Raw genomic sequence first — 2,152 nt, forward strand, 5'->3', positions numbered from 1 at the left:
CGGCGGGAGGGTTGCCGCCGCTCCCCCTTGCGGCCAGAGCAACGGTCACAGCTGCGCTGCAGTCTCGCAGGCCGGGTGCCCGCGGGGACCATGACGTGGGGGCGGCCTCGTAGACTCCCCCCGTGGACACGACCCTCAAGGACCCCCTCGTCGGGCAGGTGCTCGACGGCCGTTATCGCGTGGACGGGCGGATCGCGGTCGGCGGGATGGCCACGGTCTACCGGGCCGTGGACACCCGCCTCGACCGCGTGCTCGCCCTGAAGGTGATGCACCCCACACTCGCGGCCGACACCTCCTTCGTGGAGCGCTTCATCCGCGAGGCCAAGTCGGTGGCCCGCCTGGCGCACCCGAACGTGGTCGGGGTCTACGACCAGGGCACCGACGGCTCGTACGTGTATCTCGCCATGGAGTACATCGCGGGCTGCACGCTCCGCGACGTCCTGCGCGAGCGCGGCGCCCTGCGCCCCCGCGCCGCCCTGGACATCCTGGAGCCCGTGCTCGCCGCCCTGGGCGCCGCGCACCGCGCCGGGTTCGTACACCGCGACATGAAGCCGGAGAACGTCCTGATAGGGGACGACGGCCGGGTGAAGGTCGCCGACTTCGGTCTCGTACGGGCCGTGGACTCCGTCACGAACACCACCGGCACGGTGCTCGGCACCGTCTCCTACCTCGCGCCCGAGCAGATCGAGCACGGCACCGCGGACACCCGCGTGGACGTGTACGCCTCCGGGGTCGTCCTGTACGAGATGCTGACCGGCGCCAAGCCGCACGGCGGCGAATCGCCCGCCCAGGTGCTCTTCCAGCACCTCAACGAAGACGTGCCGCCGCCCTCCGCCGCCGTGCCCGGCCTCGCCTACGAGCTCGACGAGTTGGTCGCGTCGGCCACCGCACGCAACCCGGACCTGCGTCCGTACGACGCGGTGGCCCTGCTGGCGCAGCTCCGCGAGGCCCGGTTCGCGCTCACCGACGCGCAGCTCGACGTCGTTCCCCCGCAGGCGCGCGGCACTGAGCGGGACGGCCACGACACCTCCGACGACCGTACGAGCGTCATCCCGCGCGCGGCGCGATCCGTACAACTCCCCCTGCCCACCACGTCGGAACCCCCGTACGCGGAGGAAACGCGAGGAAACCGGCAGGACGGCCTCAGCCACACCAGCGTGCTGCGCACCCCGCCCCCCGCGGCCGCGCCGTCCGCGGCCCCGAAGTCGACCGCGGCCCGCGTCCGCCAGCGTCTCAACACCCGTCGCGGGATATCCGCGACGATAGCCGCCGTGCTGCTGGTCCTCGGCCTGGGCGCGGGCGTCTGGTACATCAACTCCGGCCAGTTCACGGAGGTCCCGCCGCTCCTCGCGAAGACCGAGGCACAGGCCCGCGAGCGGCTCGACGGCGCCGGTCTCGACGTACGCAAGGTCAAGCGCGCGTACAGCGACACCGACAAGCGCGGCACGGTCATGGCGACGGACCCCGGCGTCGGCGAGCGCATCCGGCACAACGGCAAGGTGACGCTGACCGTGTCCCTCGGCCCGGAGACCGTGAAGGTGCCGGACCTGAAGGGCACACCGCTGCCCAAGGCGAAGGACGAGCTCGACGACGCGGGTCTCGGGGCCGGCATGGTCACCCGGGCCTTCAGCGAGGACGTCCCGAAGAACGCCGTGATCAGCACCGACCCGAAGCCCGGCCAGGTCCGCAGGGCCGGCTCGGCCGTCGCGCTGGTCGTCAGCAAGGGCCGCGCGGTGGAGCTGCCCGATGTGACTGGCGAGTCGGAGGACGACGCCCGCGCCGACCTGGAGGAGGCGGGCCTGAAGGTGAAGATCGCGCCGGGCCGGGTCTCCTCCGAGGAGGACAAGGGCGACGTGGTCAAGCAGTCCCCCGACGCGGCGGGCAAGGACGTTCCCGAGGGCACGACGGTCACGCTGACGATCTCCAAGGGCCCGCCGATGGTCGAGGTCCCGGATGTGGAGGGCATGAAGGTCGGCGAGGCCAAGGACGAGTTGCGCGAGGCCGGGTTCGAGGTCAAGGAGGACCGGGGGCTGCTCGGGCTCTTCGGTGACACCGTGAAGGACCAGTCGGTGGACCCCGGGGACGAGGCTCCCGAGGGGTCGACGATCACCATCGAGATCCGCTGAGGCTGATCCCTGCCGGGGGCTTCCCC

Annotated in this window: 1 protein-coding gene; it reads left to right on the top strand. The window is 72.2% G+C overall.

The genetic code is table 11. From position 1 onward, the window contains the following. Nucleotides 1–122: 122 nt before the first annotated feature. Nucleotides 123–2,126 carry a Stk1 family PASTA domain-containing Ser/Thr kinase gene (gene pknB / locus STRAU_RS31990; protein WP_016644557.1) on the top strand — a complete coding sequence of 668 codons (2,004 nt, stop codon included), beginning with the start codon at nucleotides 123–125 and terminating at the stop codon, nucleotides 2,124–2,126. Nucleotides 2,127–2,152 lie beyond the last annotated feature (26 nt).

The sequence above is a fragment of the Streptomyces aurantiacus JA 4570 genome, from assembly GCF_000414115.1.
GTDB lineage: Bacteria > Actinomycetota > Actinomycetes > Streptomycetales > Streptomycetaceae > Streptomyces > Streptomyces aurantiacus_A.